Genomic DNA, 18,648 nt, shown 5'->3' with positions numbered 1-18,648 from the left:
TCCGCGGTGTTCACCGTGACGTCGGCGTCGGTCGGCGTCTCGTACGGATCGGACACGCCGGTGAAGGCGGGCAGGACGCCTGCGCGCGCCTTGGCATAGAGCCCCTTGCGGTCCCGCGCCTCGCACACCTCCAGCGGTGTGGACACGTGTACCAGCACGAATCCGCCGCCTGCGGCCCGGACCATCCCCCGGACCTGGGCGCGCACGTCGGCGTACGGCGCGATCGGCGCGCACACCGCGGTGCCTCCGGCTCCCGCGACCTGGGCCGCGACGAAGCCGATCCGTCGGACGTTGATATCGCGGTCGGCGCGGGAGAATCCCAGTCCCTGGGACAGGTGGGTCCGCACGACGTCCCCGTCGAGCAAAGTGAGCCGGCGTCCGCCGTATTCCAGCAGTCGACAGACGAGCAGGCCGGCCAGCGTCGACTTCCCGGAGCCGGACAGCCCGGTGAGAAACACGGTCAGGCCCCGCTTCGAACGTGGTGGGATGGCGCGGGAGAGCTCCGCGGCCACCGTCGGCGGGGTCAGTTCGGCCGGTATCGGGTTGCCAGCGTCGAGCAGCGAGGCCAGCTCCATCCGCCCGGGTGCCCCGATCGCCGGCCCGATGAGGCTGCCGGTCAGGCCGTAGAAGCTGGCCAGATGCGCCCGCTGGGCGGCGAGTTTCGCCAGTTCGTCGGCGGAGCTCGCCGCCGTCTCCACGCCTGTCCAGGCCGCGCCCGCCGCCGCCCACGCGATGTCCGCCAGGTCCGTCGGCGCTGGGGGGGCGGGCGTCACGGCCGTGGCCGGGCCCGGTACCCCTGCCGCCGCGTCGCTCGGTTTCGCGGATGTTTTCAGGACCGTCGCGCTCATGCCCGGTTCGCGGGGGGTGGCCAGCGCCTCCGACGGGATGACCGGAACGAGGACCAGCAGGCTGCGGTGCTCCGGCGTTCCCGCCTCGCCGGCTTTCGGCCGCCGGTAGGGGTCTGGCGGCGGTTCCGACCGCCGGCCGGCAACACCCGGCGGGCTGATCGCGTCGGCGGCGAGCGCCTCCGAGGAGAGCGTCGCCTCGGCGGCCCGCAACGGGGCGTCAACCGCCTTGAGAGCGGCGAGCAGGCAACGGACCCGCAGGTGATGCTCGGCGTCCGCGGGATCGGCGCCACCCACCGGGGCGAGGACGACACACCGTTTGCCCTGCCGGGTCAGCGCCCGGATCCGGCCCACGTCCGCCGTGTGGAGCAGGCCGTCCGCCCACACCGCCCAGCACGCGCCGGAACCCGCCTCGAGGCTGATCCAGCCTCGGGCGAGCAGCTCGGCCCGGACCTGGGCCGGGGTGAGCCGCAGGCCGGGATGATCGGGGTGGTGGGGCAGCCGGATGCCCTCGACCGTGCCGACTAGCCGGACCCGGGGTCCGTCCGGCCCCCCCGGCTGGTCCGGCAGGGGAATGGTCGTTCGGAGGTGCAGCGCCGCGATCATCACTCCCTCGGTGTCCCGCAGGGCCGCCGTGGAACTCGGTGTCAGTGCCTCGGCCTCGGCCGCGCCGACGACGAGGGTCGGCACCGGCACGCCGTTGATCTCGGGGTCCTCGGGATAACCGGGTTCCGACCCGAAGGCACCGAGCAGCAGCAGTTCCAGCTCGGCGAGCTGGGTCGGGCGCAGGGTCAGCGACGGCCAGGCGACCGACGCGGCCGTCAGCTCCGCGCCCCGGGCCGGCGTCGCCAGGACGGGGGTTGGTCCGGACCCGCCGGACTTGCCAGATCCGCCGGTCACACCGGCGGCACCGTTGGCACCGGACCTGGGGTGGTGATCAGGATCGGGGGCGGGATGGGAGGTGGTACTCACACTTGCGACGGTAGCTGGTGACAGACTCCATCCCAATGAACACCGATGACACCCGCCCGCCGTCCACCGTGCCGGTCGACATCGCGACCGACGAACTCGATGACGACGTCCTGGCCCGACGGTTGGCCACGGACGCCGGCAAACTGCTGTTGCGGATCAGGGAGGAGGTCGGGTTCGCCGAACCCGCGACCCTGCGTGACGCCGGGGACGCGCGTTCGCATCAGCTCCTGACCCGGGCGTTGGCGCGGCACCGCCCGCGGGACGCTGTGCTGTCCGAGGAGGGCGTTGACGACGTCGCGCGGCTGTCCGCGGAGCGGGTCTGGATCGTCGACCCCCTGGACGGCACCCGCGAGTTCGCCGAACCCGGCAGGTCGGACTGGGCGGTGCATGTCGCGCTCTGGCAGGCCGGCGAGCTCGTCTCGGGCGCGGTGGCGCTGCCGGCGCTCGGGTTGACGCTGTCCAGCGCGGGCGGGCTGCCGCCGCAGCTGGCCGGGGCGCGTCCGCCACGGATCGTGGTCAGCCGGACCCGGGCCCCACAGCTGGTCACGGAGGTCGCGGAGGCACTGGGCGCCACCATCGTCCCGATGGGTTCGGCCGGTGCGAAGGCCGGCGCCGTCATCCGCGGGGAAGCCGAGATCTACCTGCACGCCGGCGGCCAGTACGAGTGGGACTCCGCCGCCCCGGTGGCGGTCGCGCGGTCGGCGGGGCTGCACACCAGCCGGCTGGACGGCTCGCCGCTGCGGTACAACCAGCCCGACCCGCTGTTGCCCGACCTGGTCATCTGTGCTGCGAGCTGGGCATCGGAGGTTCTCCGGGCGATCGGCGCCGCGGGGGGCTCCGGCGGTTGAGGCGCGTGCCTGCGGAGTGCGCTCGGAGCGGCCGCGGAGGGTGGCGATTGTCGATCCATGGTTGTTCTGGATGGCGTCGGTCGTGGATGTGGGTCCACCGTGAGGGGCGTAATGCCGCCGAAACCGCCGGCAGGGCCGCCGTGTCCGCTACTTTGGTGGGACACATCGCCTCGACGGGGGGTTTCGCGTGCCGGTGATGGGTTACGAGCTCACCCAGCTGCAGATGCTTGAGGCCGAGGCCGTCCACATCTTCCGCGAGGTGGCCGCGGAGTTCGAGCGTCCCGCCCTGCTGTTCAGCGGCGGGAAGGACTCGATCGTCATGCTCCGGGTCGCGCAGAAGGCCTTCTGGCCCGCGAAGCTGCCGTTCCCCCTGCTGCACATCGACACCGGGCACAACTTCGACGAGGTCCTCGAGTTTCGGGACAGGCGGGCGGCGGAGCTCGCCGCCCGCCTGGTGGTCGGTTCCGTCCAGGCCGCCATTGACGAGGGCGTGCTCACCGAAGACACCCGTCCGGGAGCCTCGCGTAACCAGCTACAGACACCGGTGCTGCTCGACGCCATCGCCGACAACAAGTTCGACGCGGTGTTCGGCGGCGCGCGCCGGGACGAGGAGAAGGCGCGGGCCAAAGAGCGAGTTTACTCCTTCCGGGACGAGTTCGGCCAGTGGGACCCCAAGAACCAGCGCCCCGAGCTGTGGTCGCTCTACAACGGCCRGCACCGCCCCGGTGAGCACATCCGGGTGTTCCCGCTGTCGAACTGGACCGAGCTCGACATCTGGCGGTACATCGCCCAGGAACGGCTGGAGATCCCCTCCATCTACTACGCGCATCGCCGGGACGTGTTCGAGCGTGACGGCATGCTGCTGGCGGTCACGCCGCTGACCCGCCCCCTGGCCGGTGAGACGGCGGCGCCCCGGCAGGTGCGCTATCGCACGGTGGGCGACATCACCTGCACCGGAGCGGTCGAGTCAACCGCGGCGACCGTCGAGGAGGTCATCGCCGAGGTGGCCACCACCCGGCTCACCGAACGCGGCGCGACCCGGGCTGACGACCGGGTCAGCGAGGCGGCGATGGAGGACCGTAAGCGGGAGGGGTACTTCTGATGGCCGAGTTGCTGCGGGTCGCGACGGCGGGGTCCGTCGACGACGGGAAGTCGACCCTGATCGGGCGGCTCCTCTACGACACGAAGTCGCTGTTCTCCGACCAGCTCGCCGCGGTCGAGCGGACCAGTCGGGAGCGCGGCGACGGCTACGTCGACCTCGCGCTGCTCACCGATGGTCTGCGGGCCGAGCGGGAGCAGGGCATCACGATCGACGTCGCGTACCGTTACTTCGCCACGCCCCGGCGGTCGTTCATCCTCGCTGACACCCCCGGGCACGTGCAGTACACCCGCAACATGGTCACCGGCGCGTCCACCGCCGACCTCGCGCTGCTGCTCGTCGACGCGCGCAAGGGGGTCGTCGAGCAGACCCGCCGGCACGCCTTCCTGACGTCCTTGCTGCGCGTGCCCCATCTGGTGCTCTGTGTGAACAAGATGGACCTCGTCGACTTCGATCGGGACGTCTTCGAGAAGATCAAGGAGGAGTTCCGGCACTTCGCGGCGAAACTGGAGATCGTCGACGTCACGACGATCCCGATCTCCGCGCTGGGCGGGGACAACGTGGTCTCCCGGTCGCCGAGCACTCCCTGGTACGGGGGCAGCTCGCTGCTGCACCACCTGGAGGAGCTCCACATCGCCTCCGACCGCAACCTCATCGATGTGCGCTTCCCGGTGCAGTGGGTGGTCCGGCCGCGGAACGACGACCTGCACGACTACCGCGGGTACGCCGGTCAGGTCGCCGGCGGGGTGCTCAAGCCCGGCGACGAGGTCGTCGTCCTGCCCTCCGGGCTGACCACGCGGATCGTCGGCATCGACACGTTCGACGGCCCGGTTGACGAGGCCTTCCCGCCGATGTCGGTGACCATCCGGCTCGAGGACGATCTGGACGTCTCCCGGGGCGACATGATCGCCCGGCCGATGAACCAGCCGACCGTCGGCCAGGAACTCAACCTGATGGTCTCCTGGATGGTCGACGCCCCGCTGCGCCGCCGGGCCCGGATCGGGATCAAGCACACCACCCGTTCGGTACGGGCGATGGTCACCGACATCTGCTACCGCGTCGACATCGACACCCTGCACCGCGACGAGACCGTCGAGACGCTGGGTCTGAACGACATCGGCCGGATCGCCCTGCGGACGACGTCCCCGCTGTGCTACGACCTGTACCGCCGCAACCGGAACACCGGCAGCGTGCTGCTCATCGACGAGTCGACCGGGACCACTCTCGGCGCCGGGATGATCATCTAGCCGGTGGCGACGGGGAGAGCCGGGGGCCGGGTCAGCCCGGCCGCCGCCCCCAGTCCGGTGGCAGGGAGGATCCCCGGCTGCCGGCCCGGCCGTCGAGGAACGAGATGCGGTCGTTGTTCGCGACCATCGCCGGGCTCGCGAGCCAGGCGGCATAGGCACGCCGCTGGGTCGGCGTCATCCGCGCGGACGGACGCGGATTCCCCGAGGCGTCGAGGAAGTTCTCCGCCGGCGAGGTGATGAACCCGTCGGCCCTCGGATCGCCGGTGTAGACGCGGCACGGCCCGCCGGCGGGGGCCACCGCGATCGGCCGGAGCGGGTCACGATCCCGGCGGGCCCAGAGCCGGCGGGCGCTGGTCTCGTAGGCCGCCGCCCAGCCGGGCAGGACCCGGGAGGCGTCTCGCAGGTCCGCGACGACCTGGGCGGGGCGGGTGGTCGGCAGGTCGCTGTAACGGGCCCGGATCCAGGCCTCGATCATCTCCACGGTGACCCCGACGCCCAGATGGACGAAGGTGCCCGGTGGGTTCGTCGGATCGATGGACTTGCCCACCTCCCCGAGCACGTCGAGCAGCACCGCCTGCTGCCGGCGGTGGGCGCCGACCGCGTCGGCATGCTCGCGCAGCACCGCCTCGGTCGCATCGGCGAGGGCGCCGGCGAAGAACGCCTGCGCGCGTTCGACCCGCAGGTAGCCCAATGCCAGGGGGCTCGACGAATACCCGCCGGGGGCCGTTTTCCAGCCCTGGACCGAGGCGRCCACCTGGTCGTCGAGACGAAGACCGTAGGTCGTGACATCCTGGGCGAGCAGACCGGCCAGCGCCCCGCCGCGCAGGCACTCCCGCAACAGCGACTCCCACGCCTCGAGCGGGATCAGCTCGACCAGGGCGGACTGCGCCGCCGCGGCCCCGGCCTGCGGGTCCACCGTGGGACCGGGGACCACGGCGGTGACGGCGTCGTAGAGCTCGTCCCGATAGGTCCGTAGCGCCGGGACGAGGGCCGCCCGCAGCCGGAGGAGCAATGGCCGGTCACCGGTCGCCTGGACGGCCCCGGCCAGYCGGGAGACGAACGAGGCCGAGGCCCGCGGATCGGCACGGCGGCTCTCCTGGCTTCCCGCCGCGGCCACCAGCCGGATCCAGGCATCTTCCAGGGATCGGGCCGTCGCGAGATCCACCGGCAGCGGAAGGGCGAGCACGGCCGCGCCGCGCAGGATGGTGTCGATGTGGTCCGCCGCGAACCGGGCGGCCAGCGCCGGGGTCGCGGCGATGGCGTCCAGCAGCACCCCCTGGTAGTCGGTGACGGTCGGTCGGCCCCGGCTCGTGGGCCCGGCCGCGGCGGGGGCGAGCAGGCCGACGTCGTGCGGCGCCGACGGGGCGACCGCGGCGTCACCTGGTCCGTTACCCGGTCGGTCACCCGGTCCGAAGGCCATCCGGCCCAGCCGGTCTAGCAGCGCACTGTCGAGGCGGGCCGAGGCGAGCAGGGGGGTCAGTAGGACCGTCTCGGCCGTGTCGGTCCTCCCGGCGGTGTTGAACCGACCGAGCCAGGCGGCGTCGAGAGTTCGCCGGTGGCTGTAGGAGGCCAGGGTGGCGCCGAGGATCCGTTCGGCCTCCCGCCGGTCGAAGCCGAGCGGTTCGGGTGGACGGTGGACCATCGGCCCCCGCGACAGTCCCTCCACCCGGTAGAGCAGCCGCGCGAGCCCGTCGGGTCCCAGCGCGTCGTGAAAGCCCAGGACGAAGTCCGGATCGTTCATCCGGGACCGCAGCACGGTCAGCGCGTCACGCGGGGTGACCATGCCTGAGGCGTTTCCGCCCGTTCCGCCCCGGCCCGTTCCGTGCCGGCCTGATCCGTGCCGGTCCGGCTCGTCCCCCCGCAGCGAGTGCGCCAACGCCCGTCCGGCGGCCACGGCCTGCTCGGAGGTGCGGGGCGCCTCGGAGGTACCAGGAATGCCCGGCGCCTCGCGGTGCACCGGCCGCCGAAGCGGGGCGGATGTCGGCCTGATCGTGATGCCGATCCCGTCGTCGACACCCTCGGCGAGACGCAGCCGGCGCCGCAGCATGGTGACCTCGGCCTTGACTTCGTCCTCCAGCGCGCCGAGCCGTTCCGCCGGGGTGGGCGGCAACCCGGCATCCGTCAACGCCGCGACGAGGGAGCGGGACCAGGAGCGCAGCAGAWCCCCGGCCTCGGCCACGCTGGACACCAGCACACGCATCCGGTCGGGGTCGACGAGCACCCGGTCGCTTGGTCCGGGCATGCGCGTCAGCCGACCTTCCGCGGCCCGCCGGGGCCCGCCGGGGCGAACGCTGTCTCGCGGACCTGCAACGCTGTCTCGCAGGCCTGCACGCACCGATCGAGGGCCATGGCCGCCTCCGCCGCGAGCCGCCGCATCCGGCGTTGCCRGACCTCGGCCTGACGACCCTCCCAGGCCTCGGCACCGACCGCCGAGATCCGCTCCAGCGCGGCGGCTACGTCCAGCCGGGCACGCCGGGCTTGGGTCAGGGCGACGGCCACCGTCGCGCGACGTCCCTCGGGCACCGTCATGCGCACACCACCCAGATCGTGATCAGGTTTACCGGTGGCGACGCTAACAGCGGCCCGCCCGCCCGCGCCCGCGCGGCGACGCGACTGTGGATGACGCCGGTGCCGGTTCGGCCGCCTGTGGATGACGCCGGTGCCGGTTCAGCGCCGGTAACGCCGGTTCAGCGCCGGTAACGCAGGAACAGGACGTCGTCCTCGGCGAGGATCTGGGTCAGGGTGAGCGCGGCCGGTGCCGGCCACGGCTCGCCTTTCATGATCCCGAGTCGGCCCGGTCCGGCCAGTACCGGGGCGATCGTCAGGCACAGCTCGTCGAGGAGACCCGCCGCGGCGAGCTGGGAGTGCAGCAGCGGACCGCCCTCGGTGAGGATGCGGGTCATTCCCCGTTCCGCCAGGGCCCGGACGGCGAGGTCGGGTTCAACGGCGCTGCCGCCGCAGATCGCGATGTCGGCGACCGCCGCCAGCCGCCGGCGCCGATCGAGGGGCGCGGTCTCGCAGGTCAGTAGCACCGGTCGGATCTCCCCGCGGAACAGCCGGGCACCCGGGTCGAAGCCCGCCGTCGCGGTCACGACCGCGATCGGGGGCACCGCCGCGAGCCCCGCGGCGACGCGCCGCTCCCTCCGTTCGGGCGGGATGACCACCGGCCCGTAGTTCTCCGTCCGGGCAGTGCCGGCACCGACCARCACCACGTCGCTGAGCCAGCGCAGCAACCGGAAGACCCGCAGGTCGGCTTCCCCGCCCAGGGGGCCCGAGCGGCCGCCCACCTCGGCGGCCCCATCGACCGAGGCCACGAAGTTTGCCCGGATGTAGGGGGTATGCGCGGCGGACGGGGGGTAGGCGTACACCTCGTCGAGATCGATGTCCTCGATGTCCTCGACGGCCTCGATGTCCTCGATGGCCTTCCTCGCGAGCCCGGCGCCCGCCGCGGCCGTGGAGTCTGTGGTCGCTGCGGCGTCTGTGGTCGCCGCGGCCTTTCCGGGGGCCACCGCCCCGGCGGCCCCCGCGGAACCGGCGAACGGGGGTGGAACCGGGAAGATACGTCGCACCGGGCCGACTGTAACGGGCGACGGTGCTGGTCATCCGATCGGCGGCGAACCCAGGTCGGCGGCGAGCCCATGGCCGGCCCGGGGCCGATCAACCGTTGTGGTATCGCGGTCGTTGTGACGTCGGCCGCGATACCGCGGGCCGGGACGGCGGGTACGGGCGTCTCCGTACGCTGGGCGGGTGGCGCAGCGTCTCGTCGATCGCCGGCCGATTGTGCCGCCCGGGGACCTGGTCGCGGCGCTCGTCCCGCCGCCCCGGTTCGACGCGGTCCGGTTCGCCGGCTACCTGCCCGATCCGGCCGAGCCGAGCCAGGCCGCCGCGGTCATGGCGCTGTCCGCGTTCGCCGACCGGTTGACCGCCTCGTCCGGGCGGTCCAGCCGTTCAGATCGTTCCAGCCGTTCCAGCCGTTCCAGGTATGCGGGCCATTCTGGGAAGGGCGGCCTGTGCGGGCTCCTGACCCGGGGGACGGGGGTGTCGGGTCCGTTCGGATCGGGCCCGCGCCGTTCCGGAAGCGCCGGTCCGTCCGGAATGCGGCCGGGGGTGTACCTCGACGGCGGCTTCGGCGTCGGTAAGACCCACCTGCTCGCCTCGCTGTGGCACGCCGTGCCCGGTCCGAAGGCGTATGGCACGTTCGTAGAACTGACCTCCCTGGTCGGCGCGTTGGGATTCGCCGCGACCGCGCGGGCCCTCGCGGGCCTGCGCCTGGTCGCGATCGACGAGTTCGAGCTCGACGATCCCGGCGACACGGTGCTGGTGTCCAGCCTGCTGACTCGGCTCGTCGAGGCCGGTGTCCACCTGGCCGCGACGAGCAACACCCAGCCGGAGGACCTCGGTGCCGGTCGGTTCGCCGCCGCCGACTTCCGCCGTGAGATCCAGGGTCTGGCGGCCAGCTTCGACATCCTCCGGGTGGACGGGGAGGMCTATCGGCACCGGGGTCTTCCGGCCGCGCCCCCGCCGTGTACCGACGACGAGGTCGGCGCGCGGGCGGCTGCCGTGGAGGGGGCGACCGAGGACGGATTCGCCGCGCTGTGCGAGCACCTCGCCGGGCTGCACCCCTCCCGGTACGGCGCGCTCGTGGCCGGGGTCACCCTGGTCTGCCTGCACCGGGTCGTGCCGGTCGAGGATCAGGCGGTGGCGTTGCGGGTGGTGGTCCTCGCCGACCGGCTCTACGACCGGTCGATCCCGGTCGTGGCCTCCGGCGTGCCCTTCGGGGAGCTGTTCGGAGCGGAGCTGCTCGCCGGGCCGCATCGCAAGAAGTACCAGCGGGCCATGTCCCGGCTGAGCGCGCTGGCCCGGGACGCCGCGGCGGGGAACGACACCGCGGGCCGCGTCGCCGGGATGCTGCCCGRCTGACGCACCCGGCCGGGTGCGGCGGCCCGAACGTGCGGCTGACGCACCCGAGTGGGGTGTCGGAGCCTGCGGTCCGGACGCCGGACCGGCCGGAGTATCTGTTCGCCGTTCCGGGCGTGGACGACCCGCTGGCGGTTGTGCCGAGGCCTGCGACCATGGGTGCATGGGAACCTACGTCGTGCTGCTCGTCATGGTGTTGTTGGTGGGGCTGGCGGTGCTGGGCGGACTCTATTTCGTGCTGTCCAGGGACCACACCCGGCGCTGACGGCTGGTGCGCTGAGGGCTGGTGCGCGGACAGGTCAGCCAGCGGTCGGCTCGACCGGGGGGAGCAGGCGGATGATCACGACCGACTCGCCGTCGAGTTCCACCCGTCCCGGCATGTAGGTGAACCCGTGGGCGGATGCGGCCGGGGCGTCGAACGGGACGCCGTCGAGGGGGACGGCCTGCCGTTCGGCGGCCAGGTTCACGACGATCGCCACGTCGCCGCGACGGACCACCAGCCAGCGGGCCTCCTCGTCGAAGGTGCACGCGACCGAGGACCACGCCGGGTCGGTCAGCGCCGGCAGCCGGCGACGCAGCGCGATCAGCCGGCGGTGCCAGTCCAGCAGGTCGGAGTGACCCTCCCGGCCTGGTTCGGACCAGTCGAGTTTCGACTGCTGGAAGGTCGCCGGGTCCTGGGGATCGGGAACGTCCTGCGGCTCCCAGCCGTGGGCGGCGAACTCGGCGCGCCGACCCTCCCGCACCGCGTCCCCCAGCCCGGGGGCGGTGTGGTCGGTGAAGTACTGCCAGGGGGTGCGGGCACCCCACTCCTCGCCCATGAACAGCATCGGGGTGACCGCCGAGGTGAGCAGCAGGGCCGCACCGATCCGGAGCAGGCCGTCGCTGAGCGTGGCTGACGCCCGGTCGCCGGCGGCCCGGTTGCCGATCTGGTCGTGGTTCTGCAGGAAGGTGACGAACCGGTAGGCGGGCGTGGTCGGGGGGATCGGCCGGCCGTGGGAGCGCCCGCGGAACGTCGAGTAGCCGCCGTCGTGGACGAACCCACTGGTCAGCGCGTGGGCGAGGGTCGAGATCGAACCGAAGTCCCCGTAGTACCCCTGCCGTTCGCCGGACAGGGTTGCCCACAGCGCGTGATGGATGTCGTCGCACCACTGCCCGTCCAGGCCGTACCCGCCGGCCTCGGGTGCGGCGACCAGTTTCGGGTCGTTGAGGTCCGACTCGGCGACGGCGAACAGCGGGCGGCGCAGCTGGGCGCCGAGCCGGTGGACCGCCTCGGCGATCTCCTCCAGCAGGTGCAGTGCCCGGCTGTCCTGAAAGGCGTGGACGGCGTCGAGACGCAGCCCGTCGCAGTGGTAGTCGCGCAGCCAGGACAGGGCGCTGTCGATGATGAACGTGCGGACCTCGTCGGAGCCGGGGGCGTCGAGGTTGACCGCGGGGCCCCACGGAGTGCTGTAGCGGTCGGTGAAGTAGGGCCCGAAGCGGCCGAGGTAGTTGCCGTCCGGACCGAGATGGTTGTAGACGACGTCCATGATCACGCCGAGGCCGCGAGCGTGCGCGGCGTCGACGAAGCGCTTGAGCCCGTCCGGGCCGCCGTAGGGCTCGTGCACCGCGAACAGACCGACGCCGTCGTAACCCCAGCCGTGCCGGCCCGGGAAGGCGTTGACCGGCAGCAGTTCGATGGCGTCGATGCCGAGCTCGACGAGATGGTCGAGCTTGCCGATGGCCGCGTCGAAGGTGCCCTCCGGGGTGAACGTCCCGACGTGCAGCTCGTAGAGCACGCTGCCGGCCAGCGCGATGCCCCGCCAGGTCCCGTCGGTCCAGGGGAAGGTCGAGTGGTCAACCAGCCGCGACCGGCCGTGAACCCCCAGCGGCCCCGGCTGCCAGGCCGATCGGGGGTCGGGCAGCTCCTCGCTGCCGTCGTCGAGCAGGAAGGCGTAGTCCGTGCCATGCTTCGCGGACGGGACGTTGACCCACCACCACCCCCGTTTCCCGGCGGTCATCTCGTGCGTCGAGTCGCCGGCGGAGCCCGCCACGACCAGGCTGACCGTCTTCGCCTCAGGGGCCCACAGCCGCAGGGTGCTCATCGGTCTTGTCTACCTGCCAGAGCCGTCGGACACGCCGTGACGGCGACAATGGTGACGACATCGGTCCCCGGCCGAAGGCGCCCGGCTGCCCGGCATGCCGAGCCGGATGGCACCGAGATGGCAGCGAGGTAGTCCCCGGAGGGGAGGGCAGCCGCCGCGCGATGCCTCCACATCTTGATCGTATGGCACCGTTATGCCATGATTTTGCTGTCGTGATGTTCGACCGGAGGTTCGCTGCACTCCCGCCCCTCCGCCGGGCCTACGACACGCCGTCCCACCTGCGCGTTGATTTTCGGGTCCTCATGATCCCTACGAGGGATTGCAACATGACCATGACGAACCGGCGGGTGGGCCACCACCAGGTCCTCATGATCCCTACGAGGGATTGCAACATGACGGGCGTGAGCCGGTGCGCGATGTCATTTGCCAGGAGCCTGGGACCAGGGTCTTGCCATGACCTAGGGACCATCTTGCGGCTGCCGGGACCTTGCCGCACGCGCGGTGGAACGCACGGGCGGCTGAACGGTCTGGCTCAGGGTCGGTGAGAGGCAGGCGACCCAGCCGTGAGCCGCCCCTGCCAGCCCGGCCGCGGGCCACCAGATGTTGGCCGGGGCCGGCCTGCCGCGTGCTACGCGCGGACGAGCAGGCTCACCGGGAAGTCGCGTAGCAGCCGGAGCACATAGGCGGTGCCGCCGTCGTGCTTGCGGCCGGTGAGCACGTCCGTCCAGCGTCCCTCGGGCAGGGGGATGGTGGTGTCCCGCCAACCGCCGCCGCGGCGCAGGCCGAGGACAAGCCGGGGCACCACGGTGACGACGGACTCGGACCGGCTGAAGGCGACGACGTTCTCCGCGGCCGAGCCGGAGGCCCACAGCGGCCGGTAGATCGCGTCCGCCCCGAACCATTCGGGATGGTCGCGGCGGGTCCGTAGCGCCCGGGCGACGACGAGCAGCTTCGCCGCGCCGGAGTCGTCGAGGGTCGGCGGGCGCCGCGGCGCACCGGTCTCGGCGGTCGACTCCACACCGATCTCGGCGAGCAGCTTGGTGCGGTCACCGTAGTTGACCGCCCGCCGGTTGTCCGGATCGACGAGGGAGAGATCCCACAGCTCCTGGCCCTGGTACACGTCCGCCACCCCCGGCATGGTCAGCTGGAGCAGCTTCTGGGCCAGCGAGTTCTGCCGGCCCAGCTCCACCAGCGTGGCGACGTACCGCTCCAGGATGCCGACGAACTCGTCGTCCTCCAGCACTGACTCGATGTAGTTCGTCAGGGCCGCCTCGTAGCCGGGGTCCTGGTCGGTCCAGCTCGTGTGGGTCTTCGCTTCCCGGACGGCCTTGAGCATGTACTGCGTGGCCCGGTCGGCGGGCAGCGGCCAGGCGCCGACCAGGGTCTGCAGCAGGAAGTAGACGGTGACCCGGTCGGGCCAGCCCTGCTCGGTGTCGCGGTGGCGTTCCCCGAGCCGCGCGAGCCGGCCGGCCACCTCGGCCCAGCCGCGGGGGTCCTCAGACAGCACCGCGAGCCGGGCCCGCACATCCTCCGACCGCTTGGTGTCATGCGTGGACAGGGTGGTCATCGTCAGTGGCCAGTTTCGCTGGACCGACAGGTTCGCCTCGTGGAACTCGGTGACGGCGCTGCGTGGGTGCCCGGTCGTGAACGCCGGGAAGCGGCCGGGGTTGCCGCCGACCTCGTTCAGTGCCAGCAGCCGGGCATACCGGTAGAAGGCGGTGTCCTCGATGCCCTTGGCCATCACCGGCCCACAGGTCTGCTGGAACCGGACGACGAACTCGGCCGGCCCGCCCAGCGCCAGGTCCTCGATGAGATCGACCTCGGTCGCCCGCCCCGGCAGGTGGGACCGGGCCTGCTCGCAGGCGCGGACCACGTGCCCGCGGGCCTCCAGGCTCGGCGTGCCGTCTGGGCGGATGTAGGCCCGGTAGACGTCGAAGGCGGCGAGGATCTCGCACATCGCTTCGTGCAGACCGGTTCGGGTGAGGTCGGCCCGGGCCTCCCTGGCCTCCCCGAGCGCGAGGCTTGTCAGCCGGTCCACCTCGGGCTGGAGCACGCCCGCGAGGACGTCGAGCTTGGCGGCCCGCGCCTCGGCCTCGTAGTCGGGGTCCGCACGGGTGATCTCGCCGTAGAGCACCGCGAGGGGATGACCCGCCATCGGGTCGAGAAACAGCCGGGTCAGCCGGCCGATCCCCTCGTAGCCGGTGGTGCCGTCGCAGGCCCAGGTGTCCGGCAGCGCCTCGTCATCCTCCAGGATCTTCTCGACGACGGTCCACACCCCGCCGGTGGCCTCCGACAGCCGGCGCAGGTAATCTTCCGGGTCCGCGAGCCCATCCGGATGGTCGATGCGCAGCCCGTCGAAGGTCCCCGCGCGGACCTGTTCGATGAGAATCCGGTGCGTGGCGGCGAACACGTCCGGGTCCTCCTGGCGCAGCGCCGCCAGGGTCGTGATATCGAAGAACCGCCGGTAGTTCAGCTCGGTCGCGGCGACCCGCCACCAGCACAGCCGGTAGAACTGCGCGTCGAGGGTCGCGGCGACGTCGTCGGGGTTGGCGGTGCCCGCGGCGACGGGCAGCACGTGGTCGTAGTAGACGACGACCCAGTCGCCGTCCTCGTCCTGTTCGACGGAGATCTCCCCGGCCGCCAGGCAGTCGGCGAGCCCGGCGCCCAGGATCGGCACCAACACCCGGCCGGGGTTGTCGGGGGAGGCCCAGTCGATGTCGAACCAGCTGGCGTAGGGGGATTCGGGTCCCTCGCGCAGCACCGACCACCAGGCCGCGTTCGTCGTTTCCGGGGCGATCGCCATGTGGTTGGGGACGACGTCGACGATCAGGCCGAGTCCCGCCTTGCGGCACGCGGCGACGAGCCGGCGCAGCCCGCCGGCTCCCCCCAGCTCGGGATTGATCTGCCCGTGCTCGACGACGTCGTAGCCGTGGGTCGAGCCGGGCGCGGCCTCCAGCACGGGCGAGAGGTACAGGTGGGAGACGCCGAGCGTGGCCAGGTAGGGGACGACGACCGCCGCATCGGTGAGGGAGAAGTCCAGGTTGAGCTGGAGCCGGTAGGTGGCGGTCGGTACCACCCGGTCGGCGCCGTACCCCCCGTCGGGGTGCGTCGGGTCAGCTGACACGGCRCAGCACGACGGTCGAGCGGGCGTCGAGTTCGATGGGATCGCCGGCCTTCACGGCCCTTCCCATGCTCGCGGGATCGAGGGCCGAGTGGAGCAGCGCGGTGTCGCTGAGCCGGGCGTCGACCTCGGCCGTCGAYGCCCGGGTGTCGACGACGATCTCCCACGAACTGCCGAAACTGGTCGCCGGCGCCTGGAACCCGACCGGTTCATGGTGGGCATTGAAGAACAGCAGGAACGAGTCGTCGATGATGGCCTGGCCCAGCGCGTCGGGGTCCGGTATCCCCTCACCGTTGAGGTAGACGCCGAGTGATCGCGCCGTCCCGGACTCCCAGTCGCTGTCGGACATCTCCGTGCCGTCCGGGCGGAGCCAGGCGATGTCCTTGACGGCGGGGTCGTCCTTGACGGCGGGGTCGTCGCCGGAGCGCCCGCCACTGCCGTCCGCGTCCTGGCCGCCCGCCTGCCCGCCGGTGACCGCCTCGGCCGCGCCGTGCGTCGTGCCGCCCTGCCCGCGCAGCGACTTGCCCTGGAAGAACCGGCGGCGGCGGAAGATCGGATGATCATGGCGCAGCCTTGACAGCATGCCGGTGAACTCGATCAGGTCGGCGTTGCGCTCGGCGTCGGACCAGTCCAGCCAGGAGATCGGGTTGTCCTGGCAGTACGCGTTGTTGTTGCCCTGCTGGGTGCGTCCCATCTCGTCTCCGGCGACCAGCATCGGCACCCCCTGGGACAGCAACAGCGTCGTCAGCAGGTTACGGGTCTGCGCGGCGCGCAGGGACAGGACGGTCGGGTCGTCGGTGGGCCCTTCGACTCCGCAGTTCCACGACCGGTTGTCGTCGGAGCCATCCCGATTGTCCTCGCCGTTGGCTTCGTTGTGTTTTTCGTTGTAGGAGACCAGGTCGTGCAGGGTGAACCCGTCGTGCGCGGTGATGAAGTTGATCGATGCCCACGGCCGGCGCCCGCTGTTCTCGTACAGGTCGCTCGATCCGGTCAGCCGGGAGGCGAACTCGGCGATCCCGTGGTCCTGCCCGCGCCAGAAGCCGCGGACGGTGTCGCGGTATTTACCGTTCCACTCGGTCCACAGCGGGGGGAAGTTCCCCACCTGGTAACCGCCCTCGCCGAGGTCCCACGGTTCCGCGATCAGCTTGACCTGGGAGACCACCGGATCCTGCTGGACGAGGTCGAAGAACGATGACAGCCGGTCGACGTCGTAGAACTCCCGGGCCAGGGTCGCCGCGAGATCGAACCGGAACCCGTCCACGTGCATGTCGGTGACCCAGTAACGCAGCGAGTCCATGATCAGTTGTAGCACGTGCGGGTGTCGTACCCGCAGGCTGTTGCCGGTGCCCGTGTAGTCCATGTAGTACTGGGGACGGTTGTCCACGAGCCGGTAGTAGGCGCTGTTGTCGATGCCGCGGAAGCACAGCATCGGACCCATGTGGTTGCCCTCGGCGGTGTGGTTGTAGACGACGTCGAGGATCACCTCGATTCCGGCCTCGTGCAGGTTCTTGACCATTCCCTTGAACTCCTGCACCTGGCGGCCGTGGCCGCCGGAGGCGGAGTAGCCGCTGTGCGGCGCCAGGAACGCGATGGAGTTGTAGCCCCAGTAGTTGCGCAGCCCGCGGCTGACCAGATGCTCGTCATGGACGAACTGGTGCACCGGCAGCAGCTCGATCGCGGTCACGCCGAGCTTGCGATAGTGGTCGATCATCACCGGGTGGGCGACTCCCGCGTAGGTCCCGCGGTACTCCTCCGGCAGGCCGGGATGGTTCTTGGTCAGCCCCCGGACATGCGCCTCGTAGATCACCGACTCGTTGTAGGGCCGGCGTGGCGGGCGGTCCCCGTTCCAGTCGAAGAACGGGCTGATTACCACCGACTTCATCATGTGGGGGCCGGAGTCGGCGTCGTTGACGCTGTCGGGGTCGCCGAAGGTGTAGGGGAACACCGCCTGGTCCCAGGCGACCTCCCCGTCGACCGCCTTCGCGTACGGGTCGAGGAGGAGCTTGGTGGAGTTGCAGCGCAGCCCTCGGGCGGGGTCGTAGGACCCGTGGACCCGATAGCCGTAGCGCTGGCCCGGTCCCACGGTGGGAAGGTAGGCGTGCCAGACGAAGGCGTCCCGTTCCCGCAGGTCGATCCGCTCCTCGTTGCCCGCGTCGTCGAACAGGCACAGCTGGACCCGGTCGGCGACCTCGGAGAAGATCGCGAAATTTGTGCCCGATCCGTCGTATGTGGCGCCCAGGGGATAGGGGCTGCCGGGCCATACCTGTGACATACGACCGAAGCCTACGGGCCGAACGGTATTCGCGGGCCGGGGTCGCTTCATCCCGGGTTCGCGGGGCCTGCGATCCTTGAAGATTCTTTGATCGCCTGCTGAACGCCGCAGTCTATCATGGAGTCATGTCCGACGGGACGATCTGGATCGTCATCGCCGGCGCCCTGGTCGTCGGCGAACTACTGACGCTGGACCTGACGCTGGCGATGTTCGCGCTGGCCGCGCTCATCGGGGCCGGTGTCGCGCTGCTCGGCGTCGATCTGGTCTGGCAGATCGTCGCCTTCGTGGTCGCGGCGGGTGGATTTGGGCTGGGACTGCGTCCGGTGGCGAAGCGTCAGCTGCAACGTACGCCGCCCCTGCTCACGGGTGCCGACGCGCTCGTCGGAGAGCGCGCGATGGTGGTGGAGCGGGTCGACGGCGGCGGGGGTCGCGTGAAGATCAAAGGAGAGATCTGGTCGGCTCGGTCCTACCCCACCACCACCGTGCTCGAGGCCGGCAGCGAGGCGCGGGTGCTGCGCATCGATGGTGCCACCGCCATCGTCCACAGTTTCGAGCTCTGACGACCGGGGCCCCGGCGCCCCCGGCGATGCCAGTGGATGTGACAGCGCCGACATCGGGCCGGCCGGCCTTCAACCGGCCGGCATCGGGACGGCCGACATCGAGGGGGCTGACAGTGAGGGGTACGCCATGGCAGGAGTGATCGCCGCCGCGGTGATCGCGGTGGTCCTACTGATTTTTCTGGTCCGGGCGGTGCGCATCGTGCCGCAGGCGCGCGCGATGGTCATCGAACGGCTGGGCCGGTATCACCGCACGCTGACGCCGGGCCTCGCGATCCTGGTCCCGGTTGTCGACCGGGTCCGTGACCGCATCGACCTTCGGGAGCAGGTGGTCAGCTTCCCGCCGCAGCCGGTGATCACCGAGGACAACCTGGTGGTCGGGATCGACACGGTGATCTACTTCCAGGTCACCGACCCGCGGGCGGCGACCTACGAGATCGCGAACGTGATCCGGGCGATCGAGCAGCTGACCGTCACCACTCTGCGCAACGTGATCGGTGGGATGAACCTGGAGGCGACCCTCACCTCGCGGGACCAGATCAACGGGCAGCTGCGCGGCGTGCTCGACGAGGCCACCGGAAGGTGGGGAATCCGGGTCAACCGGGTGGAGCTCAAGGCCATCGATCCGCCGAAGTCCATCCAGGACTCGATGGAGAAGCAGATGCGGGCCGAGCGGGACCGCCGGGCCG

Annotated in this window: 13 protein-coding genes; 6 read left to right on the top strand and 7 right to left on the bottom strand. The window is 71.5% G+C overall.

Translation table 11 applies throughout. The features are described 5' to 3' along the window. A partial coding sequence (gene cysC, locus KBI5_RS17850; protein ID WP_198537784.1) for an adenylyl-sulfate kinase occupies window positions 1-1,817 on the bottom strand: 1,817 nt, incomplete at its 3' end. 35 nt (window positions 1,818-1,852) lie between these two features. Here cysC and KBI5_RS17845 point away from each other — a divergent pair. The 3 genes from KBI5_RS17845 to KBI5_RS17835 all read left to right on the top strand — a co-directional run bounded on the left by KBI5_RS17845 (window position 1,853) and on the right by KBI5_RS17835 (window position 5,011). Next, the gene (locus KBI5_RS17845; RefSeq protein ID WP_023840932.1) at window positions 1,853-2,665 is read left to right on the top strand and encodes a 3'(2'),5'-bisphosphate nucleotidase CysQ; all 813 of its coding nucleotides are present in this window, start codon (window positions 1,853-1,855) and stop codon (window positions 2,663-2,665) included. Window positions 2,666-2,861: 196 nt separating this feature from the next. Then, a complete protein-coding gene (cysD, locus tag KBI5_RS17840) occupies window positions 2,862-3,767 on the top strand; it encodes a sulfate adenylyltransferase subunit CysD (RefSeq protein ID WP_198537786.1) in 906 nt (301 codons plus the stop codon). Then, on the top strand, window positions 3,767-5,011 hold the full coding sequence (locus KBI5_RS17835; RefSeq protein WP_011435785.1) for a GTP-binding protein: 1,245 nt from the start codon (window positions 3,767-3,769) through the stop codon (window positions 5,009-5,011). The genes cysD and KBI5_RS17835 overlap by 1 nt, the downstream gene beginning before the upstream one ends. A gap of 31 nt (window positions 5,012-5,042) precedes the next feature. On the opposite strand, the gene KBI5_RS17830 is transcribed toward KBI5_RS17835, so the two are convergent. The 3 genes from KBI5_RS17830 to KBI5_RS17820 all read right to left on the bottom strand — a co-directional run bounded on the left by KBI5_RS17830 (window position 5,043) and on the right by KBI5_RS17820 (window position 8,580). Continuing rightward, on the bottom strand, window positions 5,043-7,253 hold the full coding sequence (locus tag KBI5_RS17830) for a hypothetical protein (protein WP_133057073.1): 2,211 nt from the start codon (window positions 7,251-7,253) through the stop codon (window positions 5,043-5,045). A gap of 5 nt (window positions 7,254-7,258) precedes the next feature. After that, window positions 7,259-7,540, bottom strand: a complete 282-nt coding sequence (locus KBI5_RS17825) for a hypothetical protein (RefSeq protein ID WP_085015895.1) — start codon at window positions 7,538-7,540, stop codon at window positions 7,259-7,261. A 158-nt stretch (window positions 7,541-7,698) separates the two neighbouring features. Beyond that, the gene (locus KBI5_RS17820; protein ID WP_049760862.1) at window positions 7,699-8,580 is read right to left on the bottom strand and encodes a pyrimidine reductase family protein; all 882 of its coding nucleotides are present in this window, start codon (window positions 8,578-8,580) and stop codon (window positions 7,699-7,701) included. Window positions 8,581-8,758: 178 nt separating this feature from the next. Here KBI5_RS17820 and zapE point away from each other — a divergent pair, with 178 nt between their 5' ends. Beyond that, complete coding sequence (zapE, locus tag KBI5_RS17815; protein ID WP_085015894.1) at window positions 8,759-9,931, top strand: cell division protein ZapE; 1,173 nt, start codon at window positions 8,759-8,761, stop codon at window positions 9,929-9,931. 296 nt (window positions 9,932-10,227) lie between these two features. Here the strand turns inward: zapE and treZ are convergent, their stop codons facing one another. The 3 genes from treZ to glgX all read right to left on the bottom strand — a co-directional run bounded on the left by treZ (window position 10,228) and on the right by glgX (window position 17,402). Beyond that, window positions 10,228-12,009: a malto-oligosyltrehalose trehalohydrolase gene (gene treZ, locus KBI5_RS17810; protein ID WP_011435790.1), complete on the bottom strand. Its 1,782-nt coding sequence runs from the start codon at window positions 12,007-12,009 to the stop codon at window positions 10,228-10,230. Between the two features lie 628 nt (window positions 12,010-12,637). Next, window positions 12,638-15,085, bottom strand: a complete 2,448-nt coding sequence (gene treY, locus KBI5_RS17805) for a malto-oligosyltrehalose synthase (protein WP_035941582.1) — start codon at window positions 15,083-15,085, stop codon at window positions 12,638-12,640. Window positions 15,086-15,122: 37 nt separating this feature from the next. Then, window positions 15,123-17,402, bottom strand: coding sequence for a glycogen debranching protein GlgX (glgX, locus tag KBI5_RS17800; protein ID WP_085015893.1), 2,280 nt, complete (start codon window positions 17,400-17,402; stop codon window positions 15,123-15,125). 125 nt (window positions 17,403-17,527) lie between these two features. Here glgX and KBI5_RS17795 point away from each other — a divergent pair, with 125 nt between their 5' ends. Continuing rightward, complete coding sequence (locus KBI5_RS17795) at window positions 17,528-17,962, top strand: NfeD family protein (protein ID WP_011435794.1); 435 nt, start codon at window positions 17,528-17,530, stop codon at window positions 17,960-17,962. A gap of 127 nt (window positions 17,963-18,089) precedes the next feature. Continuing rightward, on the top strand, window positions 18,090-18,648 hold a 559-nt coding region (locus KBI5_RS17790; RefSeq protein WP_133057072.1), incomplete at its 3' end, for a paraslipin.

The organism is Frankia sp. KB5 (assembly GCF_002099325.1).
In the GTDB taxonomy this organism is placed as follows: domain Bacteria; phylum Actinomycetota; class Actinomycetes; order Frankiales; family Frankiaceae; genus Frankia; species Frankia casuarinae.
The sequence above is the reverse complement of the archived record's forward strand: the minus strand, read 5'-3'. Positions and strand labels throughout refer to the sequence as shown.